This window comes from Gilliamella sp. wkB7 (assembly GCF_001693435.1).
In the GTDB taxonomy this organism is placed as follows: domain Bacteria; phylum Pseudomonadota; class Gammaproteobacteria; order Enterobacterales; family Orbaceae; genus Gilliamella; species Gilliamella apicola_N.
Window position 1 is genome coordinate 2,056,274 of record NZ_CM004509.1, and the last position, 22,329, is coordinate 2,078,602.

A 22,329-nucleotide genomic window follows, 5' to 3' on the forward strand; every position below is an offset into this window, starting at 1 on the left:
CGGTTTTCATCTTCTAACATATGGATAATAAAAAACTACTCAATGAGTAAGCTTTTTTATTTAATTTTGGTCGGCAAGAGAGGATTACTCGCATTGCATTAGCTATATAGCAAATAGCCTTATTATTCTAAGAATATTTGCTACATAGCTAACGACAGATTTGCAAAGTCAGAAAACTATTAGCAAAAAATAGGCTCCTTTGTGCTTCAATGGCATATTTACGATCCAAACTCAGATAGGGATCGAGATAATAAAAGATGACAGCGAGACATTAATATTTTGGGGTTATTTATTACAATATGCAGAATAATACTGCTAAGCGCTATATGGATGACGCTCTTTCCGATGAAATATACCTTTTATTACTTTTTATTACTTACTTTCTTTCTTATTTCAATTTCTAATAAATATAAATGAATAATCTATTGGAGGTTTGATGACAAATAAAAGTGAAATAAAAAATGAAATTGTTCGAAAATATATTGCGGAGCCTGAACAATTGGAAAATTGATACACACATCATAATAAAGCCTTACCATTTTAATCATAACTATTATAAAAATAACGACTAAAAATTAAGTAATACTTATTATAATCAAATGATAATAGTTATCATTAAACTTGATTATGCTTTTTTTGAAGATTTTGTACACCAGCATTATCCAATATCTATTTTAGAATGGGTTTTTTGCTCCAAAAAAGTAACAGTGGATAATAATTGATGAAAAAAACTTTGTACTTTTGTGGATATTTTTATATTTAATGGTGGCGTTCTTTTGAAACTTATATTTGCAATTGGCTCATTTTATTTTGTTCAAACATTAATCGGTGGTATTGTCTTTCAAGCGATACCGGCCTGGCTACGGAGTCATAATGTGGATTTGTACACAATTGGTTTAGTGTCACTTGCTATGATTCCTTGGACACTTCGAGTACTCTGGGCGGGTGGCGTTGAGCGTTATAGAGTCACTGCATCTGGGAAAATTCGCAGCAAACAAATTGTCATTACAGGACAAGTGGCTCTGGCGGTGATATTAATTGGCCTATCATTCATTCATGAAAATATGTTCATCACACTAATCTCACTATTAATTTTATTATCATTAGTTTGTTGCACGAGTGAGATTGCTTGTGATGCTTATATGATTGAGAATTTAAATTCAAAATCATACGGTATCGGCAATGGATTACGAATTGGATGTGGTTATTTAGGAATGGCAGTAGGCGGTGGTGGGTTAATCTATCTATGTGATAAATGGGGATGGCAATTCTCCTTACTTGTTTATAGTGGATTACTACTCTTTTTATTGCTACCTTTGTTATTAGCACCGAGTATCAATCAGCTTCCTGTTACAGAAAAAAGCTATCAGAGACCATCTCTCATTAAAACACTAAAGCAACCAATGATGCTAAAGGCGATCGTTTTAGTCTTTTTCTTTGAGATTAGTGGTCGTTTAATTTCATCTATGCTATCTCCTTTTGCGATTGACGCCGGACTTTCTTTAGAGAATTTAGGCAAAGTAACCAGTTTTGGCGGTGCTGCTTGTGGGATGCTAGGCACTTTATCAGGTATGCTCTTTATCCGGATTATAGGCTATCGCTGGGCACTCTTATTGGCGACCTTATTTAAATGCTTGTCAATCAGTTGCTTTATCATATTAAGTCTTCAGCCTGATATAAATCCAATAGGGCTTATTGTTAGCTATCTGTTTTTTAACTATACTTTTTCCGTGGGCTTAGTTTGTCTTTACTCGTTCCTAACCACACAAGCATCGTTGAAGCAAGCTGGATTAGATTTTACATTATTTCAATGCGGAGCAGCGCTTGCTGCAGGATGTTCTGGTTATATCGGTGGTATAGTTGCTCATTATATGGGTTACGTTACACTCTTCAATCTTACTTTAGGCTGTGCTTTATTCGTACTTATTTTTTTATATCGAAGCTCAATCTTAAAAGCAGTATAGATTTTGTATTAATTGCAACGATAAGCATGAGGTGTGACACCAAACACCTCAACAAATCGTCTGGAGAGATGACCAGCACAGGTAAAGCCACATCGAATTGCAATGTCACTGATGGTTAATGTGCTTTCATTGAGTAATTTTGTCACCTGTTGCAAGCGATAGTTGATAATATAGCGGTGTATACCAATATTGAACATCTTTTTAAAGTCTCTATTTAATTTAGACTCACTCACTCCAATAACTTTAGCAATATCTTTTATGATTAAATGAGTTTGAAAGTGCTCGTGTATAAATAATTGTGCATTTATTACATTTTTGCGATCTCGACCAGTTAAGTTGCTCCTCATTGGTTCTCCATCTGTCGATGAGGAGTATTTTAATTGTTCTAATGTTAACCACAGCGCGTTAAGGCTTAATCTCTGTATATTGAGTAGTGATAAAGCATCAGAAGATCTTCTGGCAGCTAGCAATCGTTGTGCTATATCTTTGAGGACAGGTGTTAGTGTTAAACGCCAAATACAGAAATTAGGTGAAGAAAATTGCATATTAGCACGATAGCTATTTAGTGAGCGCTCATTGAATATCTCTAATAACTCGTCGGGACGGAATTGTAACAATATGATGTTATAACAGTAATTAGCAGGAAAAAAATCAGTGCCATATATGGTATCGTGTGAGTAAGAGAGATAGACTCTATTGGGTTGATAAGACACGACTGATTTAGATCCATGTATATGATGATGCACAGCCCCATTGAGCATAAACACTAATGATAAATGCTTATCAACCTTTGTGTTATTTCGAATATCTTGTAACGGAGCCATTTCTACGAAGCCAGCATTAAGCAATCCTTGTATATTAAACCATTCGGTGTTTTCAAAGAGTTGTTTGTCTTTTGCCAGTTTGGGAGTATTTTTACTATAGCGAATGGTTTTCATCAGTCACCTCTTTATTATAATCAAATGATAATAATTATCATTATCCTTAATTATACTTTTTTTGAAGATTTTGTACACCAGCATTATCAAATTTCTATTTTACAATGAGTTTTTAGCTCAAAAAGAAAAGTAACAGTGGATAATAATCAATGAAAAAAAAACTTATATATTTGTGCGTTTTAGGTTTGTTATATAATGAGAAATTGCTGGCAGAACAAGTATCTAAACAAAGCGACCGAGAAACTAACTTTGATACTATTATTGTAACTGCAAGTAAACAATCTAATAATGCAGCATCTTCACTGAATGTATCTTCTAATACCATTTCTCAGGCTAAACTCGAAGCCGCGGGGGTAGATAATACTAATAAACTTTCTCGGGTATTGCCCGGCTTGAATATACAAAGCAGTGGTAATTTGCTATTCCCTGCGATATCACTAAGAGGTATCTCTTCTGCTCAGGATTTATATACACCTGCAATCACATTTTATGTTGATGGCGTACCACAATTGTCGACTAATTTAGTCCAGTCTTTGATCGACGTTGATCATGTCTCCATGATGAAAGGCCCGCAAGCCACTCTTTATGGTCGCAGTGCGCAGGGCGGTATAGTTAATATTAGTACTGCCAAGCCTAATAACCTATTTCGCGGTTACATTGATGGTGGTGGTGCTAGCCGAAAAGGCTACCATAGCCGTTTGAATCTCAGTGGTCCTCTGGTAGAGGATGTATTCTATGGCAGCATCACATTGCTGCGTCAGAAACAACCGGGGGCATTCAATAACCCATCCACTGGTTCGCAAAGATTGGGGGGATCAGATGAAAATACGGGTAATATTAAATTCAGGTTAGCTCCGATAGCCGCACCTTGGGAAATCAATTTTAGTGCAACAGAAGATAGAACTCATTCAACTCAGGATACATATTTAGACTATAAAAATACACACAGCCGCAAATTATTAACGTCTGCGGGTAGTTTAGATCCGCGTATGCATCGTCGTACACATAGTCAGACTCTAAATGGAAGTTATGATTTCGGCGATTGGTTACTGACGGCTAGTAGTGCTTGGCAACAACTGAAATATGAACGTCGTTTTCCTTATGGTCCTTTCTCAGCACAATCCTCAGAGCATTGGAATCAAAATACACAGGAAATTCGCGCGGCAACACAAGGCGATGACCGCTTATGGGATGGGGTATTGGGGTTATACCGACTGGATATTGATGAAAGTCGTAAATCCAGTTCAACAGATTCTTCAGTCTCCTCGCAATCATTAGCCATTTATATGGATGGAACTTGGCATGTTTCCCAATTTGATTTGGGAGCAGGTTTACGCGCTTCTCATGATAAAGCGAAGACGCATTATGGTAAAAATAGCAACTGGTCCGCCGGGAATAATAGTGATAATCAACTCTTAGGACAGTTTTCAGCTGGTTATCTTTTAACACCGAACTGGCGTGTCTATACGCGCGTCGCACAAGGATATAAGTCTGCTGGTTTTACTATTACACCACAAGCCGGTACTCCTGCAAAGCCTTTTGTTGCTGAAAAATCAATTAACTATGAGATTGGTTCACGCTATGAAATGGAAGATTTTCAGCTTCAAAGTGCCCTCTACTATACCCATACTCGAAATATGCAGCTTTACTCTGGTCCGATGGGTTCTCAAACATTGAAAAATGCGGGTAGTGCAAATGCCTTTGGTATTGAAGCTGATGCAAAATGGTTATTTACAACCGGATGGGCCGCAACACTAAATGGCAATTTAGCCCACTCTAAGTTTGCCAGTAATGTAACTGCTGATGATTATGCTAATAATCGAGTTCCTTTTATTCCTAGGTATGGCGCTGGGTTTAGTGTAGATGGCTTGGTTGCAACGTCAATAGGTGCTGTAATGCCTAGAATAGCTGTGAATGTGACTGGTCCTCTTTACTTTGATGGTAGCAATCAACTACGTCAGGGTAGTTATAGTACAACTGATATTAGTCTTGGCTGGCAAATCAATGAACGAACTACTGTGTACGGTTATATCAACAATATTTTTGATAAACGCTACCGTACATACGGTTACGCCCGAGGTAATAGAGCTTTTGCTCAATTCAACGAAGGCTTAACTGCGGGCGCTAACATAAAAATTGAGTTATTTTAAGTTTGGCACATATAAGTTCGGGCAAAGTCATGAATATTTCTGAACCACTCAGTTTTATCCTATTAGTAAAGTTAATGGGTAAGGCTTTTTGGATATCAATACTGACAGCAATCATCTCAACCATTATGACGCTGGTACCCATTTGGATACTTTACCTCATGGTAGAAGAACTGACTATTGCCACAGTGTCTCTTGAACTTATCTATTCATGTCTGGCTGTGGCATTCATTGTAATGTTGCTTCGCTGGGGATTAATTGTGATTAGCCATGTTAGTGCTCATCACGGTGCATTAAAACTAGCTTATCATTTAAAGTTACATTTAACTCACAAGCTGGGATTAGTTCCTTTATCGTTTTTCAGTACTCATACAGCAAGTGATTTACGTAAAGTAATTAACGATGATACTGCCGCATTAGAAAGTTTTCTAGCTCATTTTTTGCCTGATGTAGCTTCAGCGCTTACTGTGCCGATCGTCGGATTATCATTGTTAATTTACGTAGATGCACCGATGGCGTTTACTGCCGTCCTATTATTGCCAGTGGCGGTTTGGTGCCAGTGGTTATCTATGCGACACAGTAATGAACAAGCGCGTCAATGGGGAGAATTACAGATCAATATAGCGCAAAAGGTGAGTGAATATATCCGTGGCATTGTAGTGATTAAAAGCTTTGGGCTGAGGGCTGATTCGTTTCGTCAACTCAGTCAGACAATTCGTGATGTCGCACCTTGGATAGAAAACTACTGTAAAAAGAATATGTTTGGTTGGAATTGTTTTAATTGTTTACTTTCAAGCAATTTAGTCTTAGTGGCTCCTATTGGAGCTTGGCGCTGTTTTCAAGGGAGTTTAACACCAGTTGATTGGTTACTGTGTTTATTGGTCGCTCCTGTGATACTTCAGCCGTTTTCACGCCTTGTATTTGCGTTTTCGGAGCAAGCCCAGCGGCAGGGCTCTTTAGATCGTCTTAATCAGATAGTTAATGCATCACAGATGATGGTATCTCATGAGATTGATACGGCGAGTTTACCAACGGGAAACCTTGTGCTGTCGTTCTCTCTCGTTTCTTACTGTTACGATCAGCAAAAAACAGCCCTTCAAGAAGTAACCTTTAATACGTTGCCACATGGGTTAACGGCTATTGTTGGACCCAGTGGGGCAGGGAAAACAACAATTGCACGTTTAGCAACACGATTACTTGACTGTGATAACGGTGAAATCACTTTAGGTGGGCTCAATATCCAGCATTGGCCTGTGGAAGAGTTGTTTAAACAGATATCAATGGTATCTCAGAATGTATATCTTTTTAATGGCACAGTTATGGAAAATTTATTACTCGGCCGACCGGATGCCAATAATGAGCAGGTAATTGCAGCAACACAGGCAGCCTGTGCTCATGAATTTATTCTCTCTCTACCACAAGGATATGACACCCAAATTGGTGAAAATGGCGCTCGCTTATCGGGAGGCGAACGCCAACGCCTTTCCATTGCCAGAACATTATTAAGAGATGCTCCTCTTTTAATTTTGGATGAAGCAACTGCTTATGCAGATAGTGAGAACGAGTGGCTTATTCAACAGGCTATCTCCAATCTTTGTAATGGGCGAAGTGTTCTAATGATTGCTCATCGCCTAAAAACGGTTATTCATGCCGATCAAATAATTGTTGTCGATCAAGGGAAATTGGTTGGTCAGGGACGCCATGACGAACTGCTTTTGAATTGTCCCTGTTATTGCCAACTCTGGCAAGATATTGAGTTGGATGGAGAGAAAATAGATGATCATTAAATTTATTCGCGCCGGTTATCAGTTGGCTGGTTATCAAGATCGTCGGTTAACGAAAGGATTATTTCTGGCGGCACTTGATGGTTGTTTATTGACAGTAAATTATTACATTATTGCACAACTTATCCTATCCGTTTTCAATACAACCATTTCGTTACAGATAATCCTGCTAAGCACGGTCGGTTTATTGTCCTGCCTGTTGGGGCGAATATATTTAAGTAATTTGGCATTAAGCCACGTTTTTGGTGGTACTTATGCCATGATGGCTGAAGCTAGAATTCGAATTATTAACCATCTACACGCTTTACCACTAGGTTGGTTTTCAGCTAAACGAACAGGTGATTTAAGTGTTCGTTTAACATCCGATCTTGAGCTAATCGAATGGTTGTGGTCGCATTTTTTGGCTGTCTTTACCAGTACAATAGTCACGATGCTATTAATATTGGCACTTCTATGTTGGATTGATATCTTTTTAGCTTTGCTGGTCATTATAACGATTCCCTTTTCCTTTTGGGTTATGACATTAACACAGCGAGTCATTAGTCGTTATGATGAAAAAATGTTGGATACTGCCAGTGATGCACAAGCAGAGTTATATGATTATATACAGGGCATTAACGTTATTCGCTGCTTTGGTCAGTTTGGTATAGCCTGGAAGCGTCTTTCTAATGCGTTGTTTCGACAATATCAAGCGCAACTGATGTTGGAAACTAAACCCTCTGCATTAGTCGCATTGTTTGGTTTTGTCTGTGAGTCCAGTTTTCTATTATTACTCGTATCAGGTGGATATTTGTTGTTTCAGGAACATTTAGATATTCAGCACTTTATCCTGATCAATTTTTTTTCACTGATTGTCTATCGACAGTTACAAATACTTGGCGATGGATTAATAAAACTTCGATTTAGTTCACGAGCCATGGAACGTATCAAAAAACTACTGAGTGAAACACCGGTCACCACATATAATGATGGGAATTCCTCTGTAATCCCTGAATCCAATGAAATTACTGTGCAACAGGTCAGTTTTACCTATCCTGAGCAATCCAGTCCGACCTTACAAAATATTAACTGCCACATTCATGGTAATGGCATAACAGCTATTGTTGGTCCAAGTGGTTCAGGGAAAAGCACTTTGTTGCAACTGATTGGTCAAATGTGGATACCAAGCTCCGGTCAGATTCTTTGGGGTGAACATGATACTAAGATAATTTCTAGTGAGATCTTACATCGCAATATTGCCATGGTATTTCAAGATGTGGTTTTGTTTTCTGCATCAGTATTTGACAACATTTTGATGGGTAATCAGACTGCAACAACTGAGGAAGTGATTAAGGCTGCTAAATTAGCTCAAGCGGATAAATTTATTCAGCAGTTGCCCGATGGTTATCAAACAATTCTTGGTGATAACGGTTACTCATTATCAGGCGGAGAACGTCAACGACTTTCAATTGCTAGGGCATTATTAAAAAAAGCCCCTATCATTTTATTGGATGAAGCGACAGCCAGTATTGATGCTTCCACTGAACTGGCAATACATAGAGTATTAGAAAACTTGTCTCAGCATTGTACTGTTGTAATTATTGCTCATCGTTTAAACACAATACAAAAAGCTCAGAAAATACTTGTTATGAACGCTGGATGTTTGGTGGAACAAGGGGAGCATGAGGGCTTGCTTCGCCAAAATGGTCTTTATGCTCAATTGTGGCAGCGTCAACAGCAATCGCTTTCATGGCAGCTTACCCCATCAAACGAGGAATGATAACGCGATGACTACTTCAACACAGATAAAATTAAACGATTTTACACAATGTGATGTGATATATCAGGCGGTAAAACGGGAGCGGTAAAATTAATTCCCCGAACACAGACTCATTATGCTTATTTTTCGGTGACCGCTACAATAGTATGCCGGTTAAATTAAAACAGTGTATATTTTGCTGTATTACCGACTTCATACAATTTTATATTAAGTTCTCTGGGTATATACGGCTGGATAAGAGCCAAATCCTATCTGCGTTTCTTTGCTTGAAAATCGAAATCTACGATACCACGATTTTGAACTGGTAGGAGATATTAATAAATAAAGTTTTCAGCTATCAGTGAGTTTAAATGACTTTGTTTTTGACTTTACATTACGAATAAAAGTGTCTGTCAGTTTCATCGGGTCACATCTTTTTGTTAGAATAATGACTTCATTTTGGTCATCAAATCTTCTTGGATATCAAGGGACGACATAGGACTTGCAAGAATAGTGGCGTTTTGTAACTAATTGAATAACATGTTTTATGTATTTAGTAGGGATTTATGAACACTAAAAAAGGTTGTCGGCGGAGAGGATTACTCGCATTTCATGCTCGCTCTGCGGGTCGTTGCTAAAGCAACGTTGTCTCGCTGCGCTCGACTCGAACCTCTGGTCGGTTCTCATCCTCTCAGAATGCAGATAATAAAAAAGCCTACTCAATGAGTAAGCTTTTTTATTTAAAATTGGTCGGCGAGAGAGGATTCGAACCTCCGACCCACTGGTCCCAAACCAGTTGCGCTACCAAGCTGCGCTACTCGCCGTTAGGAAGCGCATAATACTGCGCTAACTAAAAAGTGTCAATACTTACCTAAAAAAATATACTAGTTATTTTCAGATTTTGTGAATGGGGCAGGTTTTTTACCAATACGTTGATAAAATTCGATAACAAATTCTTCATAACGTTTATTTGCCACAGCTTCACGAATCTCTGCCATTAGGCGTTGGTAATAACGCAAATTATGAATAGTATTTAATCGTGCACCTAAAATTTCCCCACATTTATCTAAGTGATGTAGATAAGATTTTGTATAATTTTTACATGTGTAACAATCACAATGAGGATCCAGCGGTGTTGTATCATCTTTATATTTGGCATTACGAATTTTGATTACACCATCGGTTACAAATAGGTGACCATTGCGTGCATTACGAGTTGGCATTACACAGTCAAACATATCGATGCCACGACGCACACCCTCCACCAAATCTTCTGGTTTACCAACGCCCATCAAATAACGTGGTTTATCAGCTGGTAATTGTGGGCATGTACCTTCCAAAATACGATGCATATCCTCTTTAGGTTCGCCAACGGCAAGACCTCCGACAGCATAACCATCAAACCCAATTTCTGTTAATCCTTTAATTGATATGTCACGTAATTCTTGATGTATACCACCTTGAACAATACCAAATAAGGCATTTTTATTGCCTAATTCATCAAAGCGTTTTCTGCTGCGTTTGGCCCAACGTAGTGACATCTCCATTGATTTTTTGACATAATCCCAATCGGCAGGAAATGGTGCACACTCGTCAAATATCATGACGATGTCAGAACCAAGATCATATTGGATTTCCATAGAAATTTCGGGTGATAAAAAGATTTTATCTCCATTGATTGGATTTCTAAAGTAGACGCCTTCTTCTTTAATTTTTCGAATATCACCTAAACTAAATACCTGAAAACCACCTGAATCTGTTAAGATTGGGCCATGCCATTGCATGAAATCATGCAGATCACCATGTTTACGCATGATTTCTTGACCAGGTCTTAGCCATAAATGGAAAGTATTGCCTAATAAGATTTGAGCTCCCGTTGCGGCTACTTCTTCCGGCGTCATACCTTTTACCGTTCCATAAGTTCCGACAGGCATAAATGCAGGGGTTTCTACCGTATATTCGACTCCACGACGATCGAATTTCATACGTCCACGACGAGCTAAACCGTCGGTATTATCTAATTCAAATTTCATTTATTTATTTACCTCTTGCGACCAAATAAACAGTTTGGCGCGAATTATTGATATAATGCGTTGTGTACTATTACATTGCGGCGGATAGTTTATCGTGCTTGACTTGAATTAACAACTTTTGAAAGGATTTTAAGAATTGTGAACTATATTATATTGATATTTTCATTATTATTGATATTTTTGTCGACCGCATGCCAAAATCATACAAACATTCGTACAGCTGAACGAATACCGTCTGAAGCAGTAAAAATTTTATCCGAACAAGACATACTTGCTATTAGTCAGCAAGCGTGTAATGAAATGGATCATAGGGCGACAATTCCAGCCAATAATCATGCTTTAAGTAAACGCTTAAATAAAATCGCTAAAACATTACCTAACAATATTAATAATAACGAAATAAATTATAAGGTTTATTTGAATACGGAACCCAATGCTTGGTCAACTGCAAATGGATGTATTCGAGTGAACAGTGGATTGATTAAATTATTAACGGATAATGAATTGCAAGCCGTATTGGCGCATGAACAAGGACATATTGCACTTAAACATACTATAAAATCATTTCGTCAGGCTCCTTATATTGAAATTACTGATAAAGCCAATGAAATTATTATCATGGTAAAACAAGAAATTGCACAACAATATGAAGTTGAGGCAGATGAATATGCTTTGAATCTTTTATTAAAAGAAAAAATTGATCCCATAGGTTTGGTAAATATGTTATCTAAAATGCCCATTCATGCATCAGAATATCCGACATCTCATCCATCAAATTTGCATCGCAAGAATAATATTTTAGATAAATTAAAGAATAAATAGGTAATAAAAATGGTTAAATGGAAAAGTTACCAACCAAATTTGCCATATCAGCTTGATTAAGCAACTTTCCATTAAATGTTGATAAAATTTTAGCGTGATTCATTCGATTGTTTAGTGATAAACATTGCATCACCATAACTAAAAAATCGATATTGTTGCTTAACCGCTTCTTGATAAGCATTCATTGTATTTTCATATCCTGCAAATGCTGATACAAGCATAATTAATGTTGATTCGGGTAGATGAAAATTTGTGATTAGTGAATCAATGACATTAAAGTGGTAGCCTGGGTAAATAAATATCTGTGTATCAGCAAAAAAAGGAGCAATTTCCCCAGTTTTTTGTGCTGCGCTTTCAAGAGCTCTAACCGAGGTAGTTCCCACAGCGATGACTTTATTACCTCTGGCTTTGCAGGCTAATACCGCTTTAACAACTTCTTCCGGAACCTCCGCATACTCTGCGTGCATAACATGCGTTTCGATATTCTCAACTCTTACCGGTTGAAATGTCCCTGCACCAACATGTAAAGTGACAAAAGCCATTTCAACGCCTTTTTGTTTCAATTTTTCTAATAAGCTTTCATCAAAATGAAGTCCAGCTGTAGGGGCTGCAACCGCTCCAGGTACTTTATTGTATACGGTTTGATAAACTTCACGATCTTGGTCATCATCAGGTCTGTCAATATAAGGTGGTAAAGGTATATGACCAATTTTATTTAAAATAGTAAGTACATCGTCCGGAAATTGTAATTCAAAGAGGCTATCATGACGAGCTACCATAGTTACAATAACCGATGAGTCTTCTCCTAATATTAATTCTGCTCCTTCTTTAGGCGATTTTGACGCTTTTACATGTGCAAGTGCACGATTCCCATCTAATAATCGTTCAATAAGTATTTCAATTTTACCACCAGATGATTTTTTTCCATAAACGCGAGCAGGTATAACTCTAGTGTTATTAAAAATAAGCAAATCGCCTGGATTAATTTTGTCGACAATATCAGTAAAAAAAACATGGTTAATGTTACCTGTGTTTCCATCAAGCGATAAAAGTCGGCATGCACTTCTCGTTTTTGCTGGATATTTGGCAATGAGTTCTTTAGGAAGTGTAAAATCGAAATCAGATAATTGCATAAGTTTGTACCTTAAAAAATGGGTGATTAGTCTAAATCTCATATACTGAGTAATCAAGTAATTATTTTTCAAGTGTTAAAACAAGCAATTATTTATTGATTATTATTAAAGTTAGTTTAAAATTCCTGCGTCTAACTTAACTTAGTTTAGATGGATATAAATAATTATTTAAATAAGGAAAATATTATGAAAAAACATCAAAAAACATTATTAGTTGCATTACCTTTAGTTGCAGCTATGTCTCTAACTGGTTGTAATATGAATCCAGATGATTTAGCTAACCTAGGAATGAAAGGTCTTAAAGCTGCAGCATTAAGTGACGATGAAGTTAAACAATTAAGTAAAGATGCTTGTGCACAAATGGACGCTCAGTCAAAAGTTGCTTCTGCAAATAACGCTTATACTAAAAGATTAAAGAAAATCGTTAAAGGTTTAGGTAACAAAATTGATGGCACACCAGTTAATTATAAAGTATATATCACTAAAGATGTTAATGCTTGGGCAATGGCGAATGGTTGTGTACGTGTCTATAGTGGTTTAATGGACTTGATGACAGATAATGAAATTCAAGGTGTTTTAGGTCATGAGTTAGGTCATGTTGCTTTAGGTCATAGTAAAAAAGCAATGCAAATTGCTTATGCAACCGAAATTGCTCAAGATGCTGCCGCTGCGTCTGGTAATGCAGCAATCGCTTCAATATCTAAATCTAAGTTAGGTGCTTTAGCATCAGCAGTTGTTAATTCTCAATTCTCACAAAAACAAGAACAAGAAGCTGATAATTATTCATTTGATTTCTTAGTTAAGAAAAAAATTAATCCAGCAGGACTTGCTACTGCATTTGATAAATTAGGTGGTGGAGATTCTTCAATATTGAGTAGTCACCCATCTTCTAAATCACGAGCAGCAAATATCCGCAAAAAACTTGCAGAAATAAAAAAATAAAAACGACCTAATATTATAAAAGCGCCATTCATGGCGTTTTTTTATATAACTTTTATGCAATTACAATTCTAAATTAGTACAAAATTATTGTCAGTAAACTTATTTCTTTTCTTATACCCATTAAGTAATGTATGGTTCTTTTCGTAATTCAGTATACTCAAGATAAGTATGGCGAAAGTAATATGGTGGAAATAATTAGTCTTACTCAATGACAACAAAATAAATTTTATTTATAAAAATCTACTAACAGTATTAGGACTTAATATTGAAGAAGTGGAAAACACTTTGTAAGTTTGATGTGGTTCATAACTGAATTTAAAATATTTCTGTCATTAACCCCAGTAAGGACTGGGGTTATTTTGTATTTTACTGTTTATAGGAAGATAGAAATTTAGCAAATCTTTCAATCGCATCTTCAAGTTCACCTGTATGAGGTAAGGCGACAATCCTAACATGATCGGGTTGATGCCAGTTAAATCCAGTTCCTTGTACCAATAATACTTTTTGTTGTAACAAAAAGTCTAAAACTAATTTTTGGTCGTTATGAATATTAAATTTTTTCTGATCAAGTTTTGGGAATAAATATAAAGCACCTTGTGGTTTAGTGCATGATACGCCAGGAATATCATTGAGTAATTGCCATGCCAGCATACATTGATCATAGAGTCGCCCGCCAGGTACAATAAACTCATTAATACTTTGATACCCCCCCAAAGCCGCTTGAATGGCATGTTGCAGTGGCACATTTGCACATAAACGCATTGAAGCTAGCATGTTTAAACCTTCAACATAACCTTTTACGTGCTGTTTTGGTCCACAAAGTGCCATCCATCCTTGTCTAAATCCTGCTGCTCGATACGTTTTTGATAAACCGCTCATGGTTATGACAAAAAGATCGGGTGCTAGAGCTGCGATTGAATGATGAACAGCATCATCAAATAAAATTTTATCATAAATTTCATCAGCAAAAATAATCAAATTATTCTGTCGAGCAATTTCGGCAATCTCAAGTAATACCTCTTTACTGTAAACTGCACCTGTTGGATTGTTAGGATTAATAATCACAATTCCTTTTGTTTTGGAAGTGATTTTGCGCTTAATATCTTCTAAATCTGGTGACCAATCAGCCTCTTCATCACATAAATAGTGAACCGCATTACCTCCAGATAGACTAATTGCGGCTGTCCATAATGGATAATCAGGCATCGGAACCAAAACTTCATCTCCACTATTAAGTAGTGCTTGCATTGATTGAACGATTAATTCTGAAACACCATTTCCGATATAGATATCTTCCACATCTAAATTAGTAATTCCTCTGGATTGATAATATTGCATAACCGCTTTACGGGCAGAGTAGAGACCTTTTGAATCACAATATCCTTGCGAAGTAGGTAGATTGCGAATGACATCCACTAATAATTCATCAGGAGCAGTAAAACCAAACGGGGCGGGATTTCCAATATTGAGTTTGAGGATAGTTTGACCTTCTTCTTCAAGACGTTTTGCATGTTCAAGAATTGGTCCACGTATATCGTAACAAACATGATCCAATTTATTGGATTTTTGGAAATTTACCATGATTCTACCCTTTCTATTTATTGTGATAGTTTTTATTTTTTAATTAAAAAAACAATCTACTCCTATTTAGATAATTTTTGAAGATGTTATTATAATTAGCCTAAGAAATATCTTTTGATTGTGTGAAATTTGTGCGGAGTGTGTTATGAAAACTATTTTAACGGTAATTGGAAAAGATCAAACGGGGATTATTGCAGGTATCAGTCAGAAATTATATGAGTTAAATATTAATATTTTAGATGTAAGTCAAACCATTATGGGTGAATATTTCACCATGATTATGTTATTAGATTTATCTAAAATTAATATGTCATTTGATGATGTTAAGACTGCATTGACTGAGACTGGTGACAAACTAAAAGTAAAAGTGAATATTCAACGGGAAGAAATTTTTGATGCGATGCATCGTTTATAATCTAAATTTTGTACTTTATTATTAAAGGATAATACTTATGGAAACTAAACAAATCCTCGAAACGATTAAAATGATTGAGGAAGAAAAACTTGATATCCGCACAATTACCATGGGTATTTCTCTTCTGGATTGTATAGACAGTGATGGTGAAAAAGCTCGTCAAAAAATCTATGAAAAAATTACGCGATTAGCGAAAGATCTTGTCAAAGTTGGGAATGAGATTACCTCAGAATTTGGCATTCCAATTATTAATAAACGTATTTCAGTTACGCCTATCTCGCTGATTGCTGGTGCGAGTGACGATAAAGATTACGTTGAGTTCGCTAAAACGCTTGATGCCGCAGCTAAAGCAGTGGGTGTTAACTTTATTGGTGGTTTTTCAGCATTAGTACAAAAAGGATGCCATAAAGGCGATGAAATTTTAATTAAATCAATTCCTCAAGCATTAGCACAAACAGAAAGAGTCTGCTCATCGGTTAATGTTGGCTCCACGCAAACGGGCATCAACATGGATGCTGTAAAACTAATGGGGCAGATCATTAAAGAAGCCGCGGCATTAACGGCAGATAATAGCAGTATGGCATGCGCCAAATTAGTGGTGTTTGCTAATGCAGTTGAAGATAATCCTTTTATGGCTGGGGCATTTCACGGTGTCGGTGAGGCGGATTGTGTTATTAATGTGGGGGTCAGCGGTCCTGGCGTTGTAAAACGAGCGCTTGAAAAAGTGAAAGGTGAATCGTTTGATGTTGTTGCTGAAACAATCAAAAAAACCGCATTCAAAATTACTCGAATGGGGCAGCTTGTTGGTAAAGAAGCATCAGAGCGTTTAGGGGTGAAATTCGGTATTGTTGATCTATCCTTAGCACCAACTCCAGCTATTGGTGATTCTGTTGCACACATTTTAGAGGAAATGGGTTTAGAAGCCGTTGGCACTCATGGAACAACGGCAGCACTGGCAATGCTAAATGATGCCGTTAAAAAAGGCGGTGTAATGGCTTGTGGACATGTGGGCGGCTTAAGCGGTGCCTTTATTCCTGTATCAGAAGATGCGGGGATGATTGATGCAGTAAATAATGGTGCATTAAATTTGGAAAAACTTGAAGCAATGACCTGTGTTTGCTCAGTAGGGCTTGATATGATTGCCATTCCGGGCGATACCCCAGCAGAAACTATTTCGGCAATTATTGCTGATGAAGCTGCAATTGGTGTCATTAATCACAAAACTACTGCGGTGCGAATTATTCCAGCTGTTGGTTTAAAAGTAGGGGATAATATTGAATTCGGTGGGTTACTTGGACATGCGCCAGTGATGTCAGTAAATAAATTTTCCTCTTGTGATTTTATCAATCGTGGTGGACGAATTCCGGCTCCAATTCATTCATTCAAAAACTAATCAATTAATAATAAATTGGTTATCTTCCATATTCCGTCTGTGGAAAGCAGACGGATATCAATCTATTTATCTTCTATTTTTCCTCAAAAATATATTTATAAAACTCTGCTCAGTAAAATTGTGATTACTGGTGTTATAACGCTCCCTATGATGAGCAATACCATGGCGACTATTTGGTATCAAATCCATTAGTTTCTTTTATTTTTATTTCCTAAAATCAATCACATCTAAACAATGCTAATTTAATTCTAGCAGTAGCAAATGACTAATATTTTAAAAATTTGCTGATCACATAATGATGGAGGATGAAATGGGGAATGAATCTAGCGAGCAAATGTTTTTTGAAGATTTAATTCTTTTAGATAAAGACTTCCAAAATACTAATCAATTTTTTGAGTTCACATTTTCTGTTTTAAGAAAGAAAGGATATGTTAATGACTCTTTCTTAGAAGCAATTAAAAAAAGAGAATCTTCATTCCCAACCGCTTTACCTACAGAACCTTATGTAGTTGCTATGCCTCATACTGACATTGAACATGTGATTAAACCATTTATCTTTTTTACTCGAGTTAAAGGAACCATTCCATGGTGCGAAATGGCAAATAATGACCATGTTTTAAAAGCTAATTTTGTTTTTTTACTCGGGTTTAACGAAAAAAATGGACATATTGATTTGTTGCAAAAATTAATGTCCTGCTTTGTGAATTCATGTTTTTTAGAGTCGCTTTTCCATGCAAAAAACAAACATGAAGTTTTTACACTACTCACGTCGAATATTAATTTATAAGGAGGCATTATGAAAAAAGTTATTGTTGCATGTGGCAGTGGAGTTGCTACATCTCAAACAGTTGCAAGTAAGGTTACACGTTTATTAAAAGAACGAAATCTTGAAGACATAAAGGTCGAAGTTGTTGATCTGAAATCGGTTGATTCTCATATCAAAAGTAGCGCGGCATACATAGCGATAACCAAAATTGAAAAACAATACCCTATCCCAGTGATTAATGGCATTGCATTTTTAACGGGAATAAATATGGAAACTGAATTACAAAAAATTATCGATGCCTGTAAATAGGAGTGCATTATGGATTTTCTTGGAACAATTATAAATTATATTTTAAATTTAGGTGCTCCAGTTTTTGTACCTTTCATTATGCTCATTGCTGGCTTAATTGTCCGAATGAAATTTAGAGATGGTGCATCAGCCGCTATTACATTAGGTGTTGCATTTGTTGGTATGAGTATGTTGATCGGTTTTATGGTAAGCGCTATTGGCTCAGCAGCACAAACTATGATGGAACGCACAGGCATAGAACTTAGTATTGTTGATGGCGGTTGGACAACTATGGCAAACGTATCTTGGGCTTGGCCGTATGCTTTTCTTATGTTTCCTTTACAAGTGGGCGTCAATATTTTAATGCTCGTTTTAAAAAAGACAGATACATTTAACGCTGATTTATGGAATGTATGGGGAAAAATTTTTACAGCTTTTATTGTTGTCGCCGTTGCTACACCAATTTTAGGGGCTGTTGTGGCATTGGTTCTTGCTTTTATTGTTGCCACATTACAAATCATATTGGAACTTAATTCTGGTGATATTAATCAACATCGTATTGAAAAATTAACCGGTATACCAGGCGTTACATGTACTCATCGAATGTTATTTTTCAGTGCAATTTATTATCCTTTTGATCTGTTACTTCGCAAAATTCCTATTTTAAATAAACCAATGGATGCAGCAACGTTACGCGCCAAAATTGGTATTTTTGCTGAAAATCATGTGATTGGTTTTTTATTGGGCGTGACCTTTGGAATTATTGCCGGTTATGATGTGGCAGCCATTTTAATGTTAGGTGTGCAAGCTGCTACCGCATTAATGTTATTTCCAATGATTTCTAAATTATTTATGCAGGCACTTTCGCCAATTTCTGAAGCAATTAGTGATTACATGAATAAGCGTTTTGCTGGACGTAAATTGTTTGTCGGTTTGGACTGGCCATTTATGGGAGGAGCCAGTGAGATTTGGTTTACTATAATTGTTGCTATTCCTTTTACTTTAATTTGGGCTGTTATTTTACCGGGTAATAAACTTTTACCATTTGCTGGCATTATCAACATTGCTCTTATTGTTCCTGCTTATATTTTAACTAAAGGTAATACTTTGAGAATGGTGATTTTAGCAATCATAGGTGTGCCATTTTTCTTATTTGTTGGTACCCAATTTGCGCCTATTATCACAGATTTAGGTTTATCAACTAAAGCAATTGATATTCCAACCAATCAATTAATTTCAAATAGTTCTATTGATGCACCGGTCTTTACCTATGCGTTTTCTTTTATTTGGCAATGTTTGCAAGGTTATTTTGTACCCTTAATTTTTGCAGTCTATTGGTGTGTAGGATATTTCTTTTATGCCCGTGAACTGCGCAGGGAAACAATACAAGATTTAGCTGAAAGTAATGGATAAATGAGCATTTAAACATTCGTTGAAAATAGTGTTTAGTATCTCTGATGGTAATGATAATTACCATCAGACAACGAACAAAAAGGTAATTGTTATATGGTTGTTGATAAGAGAATTCATACTGTTCTAAATGCCTTGATTCAAAATCCCAGTGTCAGTGGCGTAGAACTTCAAGCTGAATTTGGGTTAACACGCAAACAACTTAGTTATACATTTAAGAAAATTAATGATTTCCTTGAGTCTTCTAATCTTGAATTAATTAAACGTTTTAAAACAGGAAAATTTAGTGTACCAAAACATGTCATTGAAACATTTAGAGATGAACCTGTTTCAAAGGCTATCGGACGTTATATATATTCAGAAGATGAGCGAGTCCATTTGCTTTTGTTCTTTTTATTAACCCGAACCGAAAGATTTTCATTAATACATTTATCTTCAGCGCTGACTGTTAGCCAAAATACTGTTATTAATGATATTAAAAAAGTACAACTCATGATAGTGCAATATCATCTACAAATAAGTTATGACCGTGAAAATGGTTACAGAATTATTGGTAACGAAATTGACAAGCGGTATTTATTGCTGAAATTGATTCGTAGAATTATCAGTATGCCAGTCGCGGATAAAATATTTAAAGAAAACGATATTATTACCCAAGGTGGATTAGAACAAGTAGGGCAAGTATTTAGTGAAATAGAGAAAAAATTAAAAATTATTTTTACCGATGAGCAGTTACAAGAACTGACTTACTTTATCTGTTTTATGTTACAGCGCATTGAAACCGATAAAAAAATTGAGCACTTACCTGAAAATTATGCTGAAGTTGCCAATAGTCGTGATTTTCAATTGATGAAAAAGTTGATTGAAAAATTTGGTATTACCGATCTTAATGAGCAAATTTTTTTAACGATTCTTGTGCAAAGTTCAAATATCCAAACTTTATCAGACAAATATTTCCATTTAGATACAGTATTATTGGAAAGTGCGGTTGATGTTATTAATAATTTTGAGCAGATTAGTTGTATTACTTTTAAGGATAAAAGTGAACTCATTGAACGCATCTATCAACATTGGAAACCCGCCTATTATCGAATTCGTTATCATATTACCAATATTAATAGTGTCTATGACATAGTATTACAAGAGTTTGGTCATTTACATGAAATGGTACGAAAAGCCATTGCACCGTTTGAAAAAATTTTACATTGTAATATGCCTGATGAAGAAGTCGCTTTTATAACCGTTTTATTTGGCGGTTGGTTAACTCGTGAAGGTTTGATAAATCAAATCAAAACAAAAAAAATTGCGATTGTTGTCTGTGAAAATAGTGCAACTGTTTCAACTTATCTTTATTTAACTTTGCAGGTCTTACTACCCGAATTGCATTTTTCCGATGCGATGTCTAAACGTGAGTTTGAAAAATATAATCATTATTACGATATTGTGTTTTCAACATCCTATTTATCGACGGATAAACTTTTATTTATTGTTAATCCATCCGTTAATAATTTTCATAAAAATGCTTTTCGTAATCAGGTGATTGGCACTTTACAAGGAATTGATCCAAGCATAATTCAAGTTGAAGAACTGATGTTAATTATTGAAAAGTTCAGTAATATAAAAGAGAGAAAAGCCTTACAAAAAAAGTTAACCGCATATCTGTATAACGATGAAGTAAATGACAACCCTTTACGTATCACTCAACAGGAAATTCCATCACTTGCCGATTTAATGCAACCAGAACATATCAATATTGCGCAATCAGCCGATATTTCATGGCAGGACGCACTTGAATTAGCTGCAAAACCACTTCTAAGTAATCAATCCATAGAGCGTTATTATCTTGAAAGAATGGTTAACAAAATTCAATTTGAACAACCTTATATTATGTTAGTTGATGGTTTAATCATTGCTCATGCTGGTATTGATGATGGTGTTAATAAAGTTGCGATGTCTTTACTTAAACTTCCTAAAAAAATTGATATTTGTGGTTACATGCATGCCGATTTAATCGTTGTTCTTGCTACCAATAATCCACAAAAACATCTTAAAGCTTTAGCTCAATTAAATGAATTATTAGAGCTTCATGAAGGAGCTGCAAATATACGAAAAGCAAACAATAACCACGAAATTTGGAAATTGTTTGCAAACTATCAATGAATATTTTGCCAAAAATAGGAGTCATAAAATGTTAGAGATTCAAAAGCAGTATGTTGTCGATATGGCACAAAAATCCAGCGAATGGGGATTATGTAAACATAAAGCGGGTAACTCAAGTGTTAGAGATAAACAAACGGGCTATGTGCTTGTAACACCAACTACAATTGATAAAAAATTATTAACAATTCGGGATATTGTGGTCATGGATCTTGACGCTAATGTTATTGAAGCTGATTCAGGATTAAGACCTACCAGTGAATGTTTAATGCATCTTGAAATTTATAAGGCGCGTGAGGATGTTTTTGCTATTTCACATACGCACTCTATTTTTGCTACTTCATTTGCCGTACTCGCAAGACCTATACCTGCCGTAGTTTATGAATGCGCCATCCTTAATTTGAAAGATGGTGTTATTCCTGTTGCGCCTTATGGCAGACCAGGAACAACAGAACTTTCACATAGTGTTATTGAACCAATTAAGCGTGCTGATGCGATTTTAATGGAAAAACACGGCGCTATAGCTGTTGATAAAGATCCTTATGAGGCCGTATTAAAAGCAGCCTATATTGAAGAAATGGCCGAAATTTATTATCACGCATTACTTATTAATGATGGTAAAGATCCTGGCGGTTTTCCACCCGAAGAGTTGCAAAGTTGGGCGTATCCTGCACAAATTAAATTTAAACACTAATGTTTCATGTTCTCTAATTTTATAACGTAATAACTTAACATTACGTTATAAAATGCAGATGTTTTAATTTATTTTGATAATATTAATTTAAGGAATTTTTTTGTGTTGTTTAATAGGGGATTTA

The 22,329-nt window shown here is 36.0% G+C and carries 18 protein-coding genes, 1 tRNA gene and 1 other RNA gene; 13 read left to right on the forward strand and 7 right to left on the reverse strand.

What is annotated here, in order from left to right:
* The first annotated feature begins 776 nt into the window (after positions 1-776).
* Positions 777-1,964 (forward strand): MFS transporter, encoded by a 1,188-nt coding sequence (locus A9G17_RS09100; protein WP_176714264.1) that lies wholly within the window; start codon positions 777-779, stop codon positions 1,962-1,964.
* Positions 1,965-1,972: 8 nt separating this feature from the next.
* Here A9G17_RS09100 and A9G17_RS09105 read toward each other — a convergent pair whose 3' ends face one another.
* On the reverse strand, positions 1,973-2,902 hold the full coding sequence (locus tag A9G17_RS09105; RefSeq protein WP_065738433.1) for an AraC family transcriptional regulator: 930 nt from the start codon (positions 2,900-2,902) through the stop codon (positions 1,973-1,975).
* A gap of 149 nt (positions 2,903-3,051) precedes the next feature.
* Here A9G17_RS09105 and A9G17_RS09110 point away from each other — a divergent pair, with 149 nt between their 5' ends.
* The 3 genes from A9G17_RS09110 to A9G17_RS09120 all read left to right on the forward strand — a co-directional run bounded on the left by A9G17_RS09110 (position 3,052) and on the right by A9G17_RS09120 (position 8,592).
* Entirely contained in the window at positions 3,052-5,052 is a 2,001-nt protein-coding gene (locus A9G17_RS09110) for a TonB-dependent receptor (RefSeq protein WP_065738434.1), read from the forward strand.
* 125 nt (positions 5,053-5,177) lie between these two features.
* Positions 5,178-6,836 carry an ABC transporter ATP-binding protein gene (locus A9G17_RS09115; protein WP_176714265.1) on the forward strand — a complete coding sequence of 553 codons (1,659 nt, stop codon included), beginning with the start codon at positions 5,178-5,180 and terminating at the stop codon, positions 6,834-6,836.
* Positions 6,826-8,592, forward strand: a complete 1,767-nt coding sequence (locus A9G17_RS09120; RefSeq protein WP_065738436.1) for an ABC transporter ATP-binding protein — start codon at positions 6,826-6,828, stop codon at positions 8,590-8,592. The genes A9G17_RS09115 and A9G17_RS09120 overlap by 11 nt, the downstream gene beginning before the upstream one ends.
* A 207-nt stretch (positions 8,593-8,799) precedes the next feature.
* Here the strand turns inward: A9G17_RS09120 and A9G17_RS13475 are convergent, their stop codons facing one another.
* The 4 genes from A9G17_RS13475 to tgt form a co-directional block, all read right to left on the reverse strand.
* Positions 8,800-8,907: an Arm DNA-binding domain-containing protein gene (locus A9G17_RS13475; RefSeq protein ID WP_367301807.1), complete on the reverse strand. Its 108-nt coding sequence runs from the start codon at positions 8,905-8,907 to the stop codon at positions 8,800-8,802.
* A 247-nt stretch (positions 8,908-9,154) separates the two neighbouring features.
* Positions 9,155-9,278: non-coding RNA, RtT sRNA (locus A9G17_RS09125), on the reverse strand.
* Positions 9,279-9,318: 40 nt separating this feature from the next.
* Positions 9,319-9,395: transfer RNA gene (locus tag A9G17_RS09130), tRNA-Pro, on the reverse strand.
* Positions 9,396-9,455: 60 nt separating this feature from the next.
* A complete protein-coding gene (tgt, locus tag A9G17_RS09135; RefSeq protein WP_065738437.1) occupies positions 9,456-10,604 on the reverse strand; it encodes a tRNA guanosine(34) transglycosylase Tgt in 1,149 nt (382 codons plus the stop codon).
* A 138-nt stretch (positions 10,605-10,742) separates the two neighbouring features.
* Between tgt and A9G17_RS09140 the strand changes: the two genes are divergently transcribed.
* Positions 10,743-11,426 (forward strand): M48 family metalloprotease, encoded by a 684-nt coding sequence (locus tag A9G17_RS09140; RefSeq protein ID WP_065738438.1) that lies wholly within the window; start codon positions 10,743-10,745, stop codon positions 11,424-11,426.
* A gap of 89 nt (positions 11,427-11,515) precedes the next feature.
* Here A9G17_RS09140 and queA read toward each other — a convergent pair whose 3' ends face one another.
* A complete protein-coding gene (queA, locus tag A9G17_RS09145; RefSeq protein ID WP_065738439.1) occupies positions 11,516-12,559 on the reverse strand; it encodes a tRNA preQ1(34) S-adenosylmethionine ribosyltransferase-isomerase QueA in 1,044 nt (347 codons plus the stop codon).
* A gap of 186 nt (positions 12,560-12,745) precedes the next feature.
* On the opposite strand from queA, the gene A9G17_RS09150 reads away from it, so the two are divergent.
* A complete protein-coding gene (locus tag A9G17_RS09150) occupies positions 12,746-13,501 on the forward strand; it encodes a M48 family metalloprotease (RefSeq protein ID WP_065738440.1) in 756 nt (251 codons plus the stop codon).
* A 366-nt stretch (positions 13,502-13,867) separates the two neighbouring features.
* Here the strand turns inward: A9G17_RS09150 and A9G17_RS09155 are convergent, their stop codons facing one another.
* Entirely contained in the window at positions 13,868-15,082 is a 1,215-nt protein-coding gene (locus tag A9G17_RS09155) for a pyridoxal phosphate-dependent aminotransferase (RefSeq protein WP_065738441.1), read from the reverse strand.
* A gap of 145 nt (positions 15,083-15,227) precedes the next feature.
* Here A9G17_RS09155 and A9G17_RS09160 point away from each other — a divergent pair, with 145 nt between their 5' ends.
* The 7 genes from A9G17_RS09160 to A9G17_RS09190 all read left to right on the forward strand — a co-directional run bounded on the left by A9G17_RS09160 (position 15,228) and on the right by A9G17_RS09190 (position 22,205).
* A complete protein-coding gene (locus tag A9G17_RS09160; RefSeq protein ID WP_065738442.1) occupies positions 15,228-15,497 on the forward strand; it encodes an ACT domain-containing protein in 270 nt (89 codons plus the stop codon).
* A gap of 37 nt (positions 15,498-15,534) precedes the next feature.
* Positions 15,535-16,890 carry a PFL family protein gene (locus tag A9G17_RS09165; protein WP_065738443.1) on the forward strand — a complete coding sequence of 452 codons (1,356 nt, stop codon included), beginning with the start codon at positions 15,535-15,537 and terminating at the stop codon, positions 16,888-16,890.
* 310 nt (positions 16,891-17,200) lie between these two features.
* Positions 17,201-17,677, forward strand: a complete 477-nt coding sequence (locus A9G17_RS09170) for a PTS sugar transporter subunit IIA (RefSeq protein ID WP_065738444.1) — start codon at positions 17,201-17,203, stop codon at positions 17,675-17,677.
* Between the two features lie 9 nt (positions 17,678-17,686).
* Positions 17,687-17,965 carry a PTS sugar transporter subunit IIB gene (locus A9G17_RS09175; RefSeq protein WP_065738445.1) on the forward strand — a complete coding sequence of 93 codons (279 nt, stop codon included), beginning with the start codon at positions 17,687-17,689 and terminating at the stop codon, positions 17,963-17,965.
* Positions 17,966-17,974: 9 nt separating this feature from the next.
* Complete coding sequence (locus A9G17_RS09180; protein ID WP_065738446.1) at positions 17,975-19,357, forward strand: PTS galactitol transporter subunit IIC; 1,383 nt, start codon at positions 17,975-17,977, stop codon at positions 19,355-19,357.
* A 93-nt stretch (positions 19,358-19,450) separates the two neighbouring features.
* Positions 19,451-21,514: a BglG family transcription antiterminator gene (locus A9G17_RS09185; RefSeq protein WP_065738447.1), complete on the forward strand. Its 2,064-nt coding sequence runs from the start codon at positions 19,451-19,453 to the stop codon at positions 21,512-21,514.
* Between the two features lie 28 nt (positions 21,515-21,542).
* Positions 21,543-22,205, forward strand: a complete 663-nt coding sequence (locus tag A9G17_RS09190; RefSeq protein WP_065738448.1) for a class II aldolase/adducin family protein — start codon at positions 21,543-21,545, stop codon at positions 22,203-22,205.
* Positions 22,206-22,329 lie beyond the last annotated feature (124 nt).

What these genes read in the sequence shown, in the direction of transcription:
- A9G17_RS09105 (WP_065738433.1), bottom strand. Translation starts at nt 2,902, where the DNA reads ATGAAAACCATTCGCTATAGTAAAAATACTCCCAAACTGGCAAAAGAC.
- A9G17_RS09110 (WP_065738434.1), top strand. Translation starts at nt 3,052, where the DNA reads ATGAAAAAAAAACTTATATATTTGTGCGTTTTAGGTTTGTTATATAAT.
- A9G17_RS09115 (WP_176714265.1), top strand. Translation starts at nt 5,178, where the DNA reads ATGACGCTGGTACCCATTTGGATACTTTACCTCATGGTAGAAGAACTG.
- A9G17_RS09120 (WP_065738436.1), top strand. Translation starts at nt 6,826, where the DNA reads ATGATCATTAAATTTATTCGCGCCGGTTATCAGTTGGCTGGTTATCAA.
- tgt (WP_065738437.1), bottom strand. Translation starts at nt 10,604, where the DNA reads ATGAAATTTGAATTAGATAATACCGACGGTTTAGCTCGTCGTGGACGT.
- queA (WP_065738439.1), bottom strand. Translation starts at nt 12,559, where the DNA reads ATGCAATTATCTGATTTCGATTTTACACTTCCTAAAGAACTCATTGCC.
- A9G17_RS09150 (WP_065738440.1), top strand. Translation starts at nt 12,746, where the DNA reads ATGAAAAAACATCAAAAAACATTATTAGTTGCATTACCTTTAGTTGCA.
- A9G17_RS09155 (WP_065738441.1), bottom strand. Translation starts at nt 15,082, where the DNA reads ATGGTAAATTTCCAAAAATCCAATAAATTGGATCATGTTTGTTACGAT.
- A9G17_RS09160 (WP_065738442.1), top strand. Translation starts at nt 15,228, where the DNA reads ATGAAAACTATTTTAACGGTAATTGGAAAAGATCAAACGGGGATTATT.
- A9G17_RS09165 (WP_065738443.1), top strand. Translation starts at nt 15,535, where the DNA reads ATGGAAACTAAACAAATCCTCGAAACGATTAAAATGATTGAGGAAGAA.
- A9G17_RS09170 (WP_065738444.1), top strand. Translation starts at nt 17,201, where the DNA reads ATGGGGAATGAATCTAGCGAGCAAATGTTTTTTGAAGATTTAATTCTT.
- A9G17_RS09175 (WP_065738445.1), top strand. Translation starts at nt 17,687, where the DNA reads ATGAAAAAAGTTATTGTTGCATGTGGCAGTGGAGTTGCTACATCTCAA.
- A9G17_RS09180 (WP_065738446.1), top strand. Translation starts at nt 17,975, where the DNA reads ATGGATTTTCTTGGAACAATTATAAATTATATTTTAAATTTAGGTGCT.
- A9G17_RS09185 (WP_065738447.1), top strand. Translation starts at nt 19,451, where the DNA reads ATGGTTGTTGATAAGAGAATTCATACTGTTCTAAATGCCTTGATTCAA.
- A9G17_RS09190 (WP_065738448.1), top strand. Translation starts at nt 21,543, where the DNA reads ATGTTAGAGATTCAAAAGCAGTATGTTGTCGATATGGCACAAAAATCC.